The following is a 7,561-nucleotide window of genomic DNA, read 5'->3' as shown; positions in this document are numbered from 1 at the left end:
TCGTCAGTTCTATCTACAACCTCAAAACAGTGTTTTGAGCTGACTTCGTCAGTTCTATCTACAACCTCAAAACAGTGTTTTGAGCTGACTTCGTCAGTTCTATCTACAACCTCAAAACAGTGTTTTGAGCAACCTGCGGCTAGCTTCCTAGTTTGCTTTTTGATTTTTATTGAGTATAAAACACCATAAAAAAATGAACTTGGAATTTTCAAGTTCATTTTTTCTTATAGTCTATTTCCGACATTAATACGGTTAATGGCACGTTGCAGTGCAATCTTCGCACGACGTTCTTGGTCAATCAAGTGTTTGTCTTGTGCTTCTTCAATTGCACGTTCTGCACGAAGTTTGGCACGTTCTGCACGACTGATATCGATATCACGAGCACGTTCTGCAGAGTCAGCAACGATTGTAATCATATCATTGGCAATTTCAATAACGCCACCGTTTACTGCAATCCAGTTCACGTGATCTTCGTCATCAATACGTTTTACCTTTACTTCATCAACTGCTAAAACCGCAATCATATTTTCATGTCGTGGCAAGATCCCCATCTCACCATCCAGAGTTCGAACCGATACATAGCTGGCATGGTGATCATAGACGAGACCATCTGGTGTCACGATCTGGACAGTTAACTGAGCCATAGATTACCTCTTAAAATCCCATTTTTTCAGCTTTTGCAATCACATCTTCGATAGAACCTACACCACGGAAGGCATCTTCTGGCAAGTGGTCGTATTTACCATCAAGGATTTCTTTAAATCCACGTACCGTTTCAGCAACTGGAACATATGAACCAGGCTGACCAGTAAATTGCTCCGCAACGTTGAAGTTTTGTGACAAGAAGAACTGGATACGACGGGCACGTGCAACCAAGGTCTTTTCTTCATCAGAAAGCTCATCCATACCGAGGATAGCAATGATATCTTGCAACTCATGGTAACGTTGGAGGACACGTTTTACTTCTGCAGCAACTGCATAGTGCTCTTCTCCAACGATTTCAGGTGCCAAGGCACGTGAACTTGAAGCAAGTGGGTCAACGGCTGGGTAGATACCCAATTGTACCAACTTACGTTCCAAGTTAGTTGTTGAATCCAAGTGAGCGAAGGCTGTTGCTGGCGCTGGGTCAGTATAGTCATCCGCTGGCACATAGATGGCCTGAATAGAGGTTACAGAACCCTTCTTAGTTGATGTGATACGTTCTTGCAATTGCCCCATTTCCGTAGCAAGGGTTGGTTGGTAACCAACGGCTGATGGCATACGACCCAAAAGGGCAGATACTTCTGAACCAGCCTGAGTGAAACGGAAGATATTATCGATAAAGAGAAGCACATCTTGGCCTTCTACATCACGAAAGTATTCAGCAATTGTCAAACCAGTAAGGGCAACACGCATACGTGCTCCTGGTGGCTCATTCATCTGACCAAATACCATGGCTGTTTTCTCGATAACGCCTGATTCTTTCATTTCCCAGTAAAGGTCGTTCCCCTCACGAGTACGTTCCCCAACACCAGTAAATACTGAAATACCACCGTGTTCTTGGGCAATGTTGTGAATCAATTCTTGAATCAAGACGGTTTTACCAACTCCGGCACCACCGAAAAGTCCAACTTTACCACCTTTTAGATAAGGGGCAAGAAGGTCGATAACCTTAATCCCTGTTTCAAGGATTTCAGAAGAGGTAGACAACTCATCAAAAGTTGGAGCTTTTTTATGAATTGGCTGACGCTCTGCGTCTTCTGTAAAAGGAGCTTCCAAGTCAATGGTATCTCCCAAAACGTTGAAGACACGTCCCAAAGTTTCTTTACCTACTGGTACAGAGATTGGACGACCTGTGTCCAATACTTCCATTCCACGAGTCAACCCATCTGTTGATTCCATGGCGATAGTACGGACCATACCATCTCCCAACTCCAAGGCTACTTCAAGGACGATTTTTGTTTTTCTTTCGTCATTTTTGTAGACGACAAGTGCATTGTTAATCTCAGGAAGTTTTTCCCCTGCTGCAAACAAGACGTCTACAACAGGACCGATAACCTGAGCAATTTTACCTGAACTCATCTCCTTCTCCTATTCTATATAAGATACTGTCGGTTCCTAGCTCAACTAGGTCCTAAGTTCATTTTCATACGAGCTGGACTAGAGCCTATTCTAAGGCACTAGCACCTGCTACGATTTCTGTAATTTCTTGTGTAATCGCCGCCTGTCTGGCACGGTTATACTGAATTGTCAAATCATTGATGACTTTCTTAGCATTATCAGTCGCTGTTTGCATGGCTGTCATACCCGCAGCATTTTCAGCTGTCTTGGCATCAATGATAGCCCCATATATCATACTTTCAGCAAACTGTGGCAACAACTGCTCCAAAATTTCTTCTCGGCTGGTTTCCAATTCAAAAGTCAAGCTATATTCTTCATCCGCTTCATTTGGATCCAAATCCACAATTGGGAGCATTTGTTCCACACGCATCTGGCTTGTCAAGGTATTGACATGGTGGTTGTAGCAAACATAAAGCTCATCAAAGAGTTCATTTTGGTACATTTCAACTGTTTTTGAAATAATCTTACGAACTTGATCAAAGCTAGGTTGGTCTGCCAAGCCACGTAGTTCATAAAGTGGTTGAATACCACGAGCCTTAAAGAAATCAGCTCCCATTCCACCAATACAGATCATTTCAAAACCTGTACCGTCTGGGTGGTATTCTTCTTTCAACTCCATAACGGCTTTCAGAATAGAGGAATTATAACCTCCAACCAAACCGCGGTCTGAAGTGATAACGATATAGCCTGTCTTCTTCACAGGACGGCTAATCAACATCGGATTGGTTGAACCACCAGCTCCATTACCATGAAGAATATCTGTCAAAAGTTTGCGAACCTTCTGAGCGTAAACTTGGAAGTTACGAGCAGCTTCTTCAGAGCGACCAAGCTTAGCAGCTGAGACCATTTGCATGGCATTAGTGATTTGACTCGTATTTTTTGTTGAGGCGATTTTTGTTTTAATATCATTTAGAGATACTGCCATCTGACACCTCTATTCTTATTGGAAGCTGGTTTGGTTGAGAAACTCTGTAATCGCAGCATCCAAGACTGCTTCTTCTGGCAAGTCTTTTGTATCACGAATGGTTTCCAAAATCTCTGGATGTTGAGCATCAAAGAAGGCATGGAACTCTTCCTCGAAACGAACAATATCATCTACTGGAACAGTATCCAAGAAACCATGTGTCAAAGCATAGAGAATGGTTACTTGTTTCTCAACAGGCAATGGTTTGTGAACAGGTTGTTTCAAGACCTCAACGGTACGACGTCCACGGTTCAACTTAGCCTGTGTTGCTGCGTCCAAGTCAGAACCAAACTTAGTGAAAGCTTCCAACTCACGGTATGAAGCAAGGTCGATACGAAGTGTACCAGCAACCTTCTTCATGGCTTTGATTTGTGCAGAACCACCTACACGCGATACAGATGAACCCGCATCGATGGCTGGACGAATACCCGCATTGAAGAGACCATCACCAAGGAAGATTTGTCCATCAGTGATAGAAATCACGTTGGTTGCGATATAGGCAGAGATATCTCCTGCTTGTGTCTCGATAAATGGTAGAGCTGTAATTGATCCACCACCAAGTTCATCAGAAACTTTAGCTGAGCGCTCAAGCAAACGGCTGTGAAGGTAGAAGACATCTCCTGGGAAAGCTTCACGACCTGGAGGACGACGAAGCAAGAGTGACAGTTCACGATAAGCTACCGCTTGTTTTGATAGATCATCGTATACAATCAAAACATGCTTCCCTTGGTACATAAATTCTTCCGCCATGGCAACCCCAGTATAAGGAGCTAGGAAGAGCAATGGAGATGGTTGTGAAGCAGAGGCTGTCACAACGATTGTGTAGTCCAAGGCACCGTACTGACGAAGTGTTTCTACTTGCGTACGAACTGTTGATTCTTTTTGTCCAATTGCGACATAGATACAGATCATATCTTGATCTTTTTGGTTCAAGATTGTATCAATCGCAATGGTTGTTTTCCCTGTCTGACGGTCACCGATAATCAACTCACGTTGACCACGACCAATCGGTACAAGGGCGTCAATAGCTTTCAAACCAGTTTGCAATGGTTCTGAGACTGACTTACGTTGCATGACACCAGGAGCTGGCGCTTCTACTGGACGAGTTTTATCAGTGTGGATTTCTCCCAGACCGTCAACCGGACGACCAAGCGGATCCACAACACGACCAATCAGACTTTCACCTACTGGGACTTCCATGATTTTACCTGTACGGCGGATTGTATCGCCTTCACGAATATCTGTAAAGTCACCTAGGATGATAATACCAACGTCTGTTGACTCCAAGTTTTGAGCCATACCATAAGAGCCGTTTTCAAAGATCAACAACTCTCCACTCATGGCATTGTCAAGGCCATGAGCACGCGCGATACCGTCCCCGATATAGGTTACAACACCTGTTTCAGTCACATCAAAATTGGGTTTGAAATTTTCAATTTGTTGCTTAATTAAAGCGCTGATTTCTTGTGCGTTAATTGCCAAAAGAACACCACTTTCTATTTCAAATTTTCTTTAACAACTTTAAGTTGTTGTTTAATACTCACATCAATTGTCTTGTGATTGGCAAAAATAACAAAACCACCAATGAGACTTTCATCGATTTGTTCTTTTACACTCCTTACTTTCAGAGACATTTTCTTCTCAATCAAAGGGAGCAAACGACTCTTTTGTTCATCAGTTAGAGGATGAGCAGCAGTAATCGTCACTTCAAATCGATTTGTTTCTTTTTCAAGTCGGTCCAAGCAATCTACAAGCACATCATAAAAAAGATTTGCTCTGTGATTGTAGACCAGAACCTGGATAAAGTTTTGTAATAAAGGTGACACAGAGTCTTGGAAAAAAGCAATCGTTTTTTTCTTGTCAGACTCATCTACTGTCACTTTTTTTAAAAAAGAAGGTAAACCTGTTTCTTCAGCAACTTGCTTGATTTGAGTCAAGTCTGAAAAGATACGGGCTTCTTCTCCTTTTTCAAGTACCAATTGGACAAAAGGCATGCTGTATTTTTCAATTACCTTTACTGTTTTCTTGTCCATTAAGCTTCTCCTAGCTGATCGATATACTGATCAATGAGTTCTTTATGGGCATGACCGTCAAGGTTTTGTGAGATGATTTTACCAGCTAGGCTGATGGTCAAATCTGCTACCTCACCCTTAACGCTTTGTAAAGCTTCAGCTTTGTTTTGAGCAATTTCTTGGTTTGCTTTTTCTTTTAAGCGTCCTGCTTCTAGTTTAGCATCTGCTAAGATACTAGCCTTACTTTGCTCAGCTGTTTCCTTTGCATTTTCAATGATTGTCTTGGCTTCTTTGCGACTGCCTGCCAATTCATCTTCACGTTTTTGGGCCAATACTTCTGCTTTTTGACGGGCTTCTTCAGCACTGTCAATATCAGTAGCAATTTTTTCAGCTCTTTCTTCGAAAATGCCTGTAATATTAGACCATGCAAATTTTTTAATCAAGACTAGCAAAAGAATAAAAGAGCCAGTGATTAAAATAAAATTACCAATCAATTCACCTACTGTTACGTGCATCAGTTACTCCTTTCTATTCCTCTTCAATATTAATCTTATTCCCTAAATACACAGATGTCAAAAGAGTAAAGACATAAGCTTGGATGCAGGAAATAAAGACAGAAAATGCAGTCCAAGCCAAATTAGCTCCAAAGGCTACTGGATACCAATAAATAGCTTGGTGGGAAAGAAGAAGTAACAAACTCGTCATGACCTCTCCTGCAAAGATATTCCCAAAAATCCGCAAAGCCAAAGATAAGAAGTTTGTAAATTCTTCCAAGATATTCATCGGTATGACAAAAACAGGACTCATAAAAGATTTTATACTTTTTTTAAATCCACGACGACGAACGCTTTCTATATGTGTCAACAAAATGACAAGAAAAGATAAGGTTAAGTCATACTGTAAATTAGCGGTTGGCGAACTCCACCAGTTAGTCCCATCGATCGTTTGAAGCTTTGTCATTAAGCCAAGGTTATTGGCAATCACCATGAAAAGAAATAAACAAAGGAAAAAGAGTGAGTAATCTTTCATGTAGCGCGAACCAATGTTAGGTTCTGTAAATCCAATAACAAAGTCATAGACATACTCAAGTACATTTTGCTTTCCTTTGGGTTTCAAGGTCATATTGCGGCTTGCCCAATAAATAAAGACAAAAATAACTCCCACAATCAACAAGGTCATGGCTAACATAGTCAGATTGAAGATAACAGGACCAATAGAGATGATTGGATTAATACTTTCTTCCATCTAAAATCCTCCCTTTTCTTCTCGTTCCATGTATTTATTTGATAATAAATGAGAAGACAAGAGTTACAAAGAAAGTTCCTTCAATAAAGGCAACACCTAAAAACATCAAACTACGAAACTCAGAAAGCATATCTGGTTGGCGTGCTACTGATTTAAACAGTCCATTCATCAATAAACCTTCACCGACAGATACGCCCATACAGGCAATACATAAGCCTAAAAATGTTAAATTCATAACGAATTCTCCTTTAAAATAAAATTTACTTACTTAGTGTAGTCCTAAAATTTAAATTTGTCAACTTTTAACCGCTATTGGAAGCGTTTAATAAAAATTATTTCCATTTTCTTTCGGATTTCACTCTATTCTGAAAAACTCGAGAGGGGAATCTCGGATTAATGTCAATTTAAAAAGATAGAGAGTTTTTAGTTTAAATAAATTGTTTTAAGATATCAACCACATCACTTCTTTTCTTAACCCGATAAGCCTTGATTCCCAATTTCTCAGCTGCCATTGCATTGTACCCAATATTGCCCAGAAAGACACAATTTCTAGGTTATAACTGGTATTTATCGATAGTTACTCATATACATCAGTCCACCTCCATACTTATGTGCGAGCCTCTCTTTGTATTATACCTCCATACTCACCTTACAGATTCTTTTGCTAATAATATCTTTGCCCAATGTAGGGATAGTCTTGTAACCTAAAGACTTCCTTGTAGCCATACCTTTTATAAAAATCAAGAGCTTGAAACTGGTAGGTATTGACAAAGGCAAAACGACAGTTTCGATTCTTAGCTTCAGTTTCTGCTTGCTGCAATAGTTTTGAACCGATTCCTTGCCCTCTCAGTTCCTCTTTTACAAATAAATACTCGATTTCTAGCCAATTTCTAAAAGTCTCTACTATCAAACCTGCCAGGAGATTGCCCTTTTCATCTTCGACATAAAGATTAAGTTGCTCACTTTCAGCTTCCTCTCTTTTTGAACGGTTATAAACACGAATCAAATTCCCTATTTCTTGCGATTTATGTGATTCCTTATTTTTCAATCTAAAGTATAGTGAAATAAAATAAAACATGCGCAAATCGATTAAGGAATTTAATCTAATTTCTAACAATGTCTTAGAAACCAAAGTATACTATTTTAACTTCAATGCACTATACATCTAATACTCAATGAAAATCAAAGAGCAAACTAGGAAACTAGCCACAGGTTGCTCAAAGCATGGTTTTGAGGTTGT

At 40.2% G+C, this 7,561-nt stretch carries 10 protein-coding genes; all 10 read right to left on the bottom strand.

Annotated features, from left to right (window positions below; translation table 11 throughout):
• Positions 1 to 218, bottom strand: a 218-nt coding sequence (locus tag HT723_RS11595; RefSeq protein ID WP_345890243.1) for a hypothetical protein, incomplete at its 3' end; no start/stop codon positions are given.
• Between the two features lie 6 nt (positions 219 to 224).
• Complete coding sequence (locus HT723_RS06460; RefSeq protein ID WP_000068041.1) at positions 225 to 644, bottom strand: F0F1 ATP synthase subunit epsilon; 420 nt, start codon at positions 642 to 644, stop codon at positions 225 to 227.
• A 10-nt stretch (positions 645 to 654) separates the two neighbouring features.
• Positions 655 to 2,061 (bottom strand): F0F1 ATP synthase subunit beta, encoded by a 1,407-nt coding sequence (atpD, locus tag HT723_RS06455; RefSeq protein WP_000094360.1) that lies wholly within the window; start codon positions 2,059 to 2,061, stop codon positions 655 to 657.
• 85 nt (positions 2,062 to 2,146) lie between these two features.
• Entirely contained in the window at positions 2,147 to 3,025 is an 879-nt protein-coding gene (locus HT723_RS06450) for a F0F1 ATP synthase subunit gamma (RefSeq protein ID WP_000301223.1), read from the bottom strand.
• A gap of 15 nt (positions 3,026 to 3,040) precedes the next feature.
• Positions 3,041 to 4,546: a F0F1 ATP synthase subunit alpha gene (atpA, locus tag HT723_RS06445; RefSeq protein ID WP_172934869.1), complete on the bottom strand. Its 1,506-nt coding sequence runs from the start codon at positions 4,544 to 4,546 to the stop codon at positions 3,041 to 3,043.
• A 14-nt stretch (positions 4,547 to 4,560) separates the two neighbouring features.
• Complete coding sequence (locus HT723_RS06440; protein ID WP_023941011.1) at positions 4,561 to 5,097, bottom strand: F0F1 ATP synthase subunit delta; 537 nt, start codon at positions 5,095 to 5,097, stop codon at positions 4,561 to 4,563.
• On the bottom strand, positions 5,097 to 5,591 hold the full coding sequence (atpF, locus tag HT723_RS06435; protein ID WP_172934868.1) for a F0F1 ATP synthase subunit B: 495 nt from the start codon (positions 5,589 to 5,591) through the stop codon (positions 5,097 to 5,099). Before atpF ends, HT723_RS06440 begins: the two co-directional genes overlap by 1 nt.
• Before the next feature lie 13 nt (positions 5,592 to 5,604).
• Complete coding sequence (gene atpB / locus HT723_RS06430; RefSeq protein ID WP_000392851.1) at positions 5,605 to 6,321, bottom strand: F0F1 ATP synthase subunit A; 717 nt, start codon at positions 6,319 to 6,321, stop codon at positions 5,605 to 5,607.
• Between the two features lie 34 nt (positions 6,322 to 6,355).
• Positions 6,356 to 6,556, bottom strand: coding sequence for a F0F1 ATP synthase subunit C (locus HT723_RS06425; protein ID WP_001054562.1), 201 nt, complete (start codon positions 6,554 to 6,556; stop codon positions 6,356 to 6,358).
• Between the two features lie 429 nt (positions 6,557 to 6,985).
• Positions 6,986 to 7,399 carry a GNAT family N-acetyltransferase gene (locus HT723_RS06420; RefSeq protein ID WP_171043429.1) on the bottom strand — a complete coding sequence of 138 codons (414 nt, stop codon included), beginning with the start codon at positions 7,397 to 7,399 and terminating at the stop codon, positions 6,986 to 6,988.
• Positions 7,400 to 7,561 lie beyond the last annotated feature (162 nt).

The sequence above is a fragment of the Streptococcus sp. 2106 genome, assembly GCF_013277315.1.
In the GTDB taxonomy this organism is placed as follows: domain Bacteria; phylum Bacillota; class Bacilli; order Lactobacillales; family Streptococcaceae; genus Streptococcus; species Streptococcus pseudopneumoniae.
The sequence above is the reverse complement of the archived record's forward strand: the minus strand, read 5'-3'. Positions and strand labels throughout refer to the sequence as shown.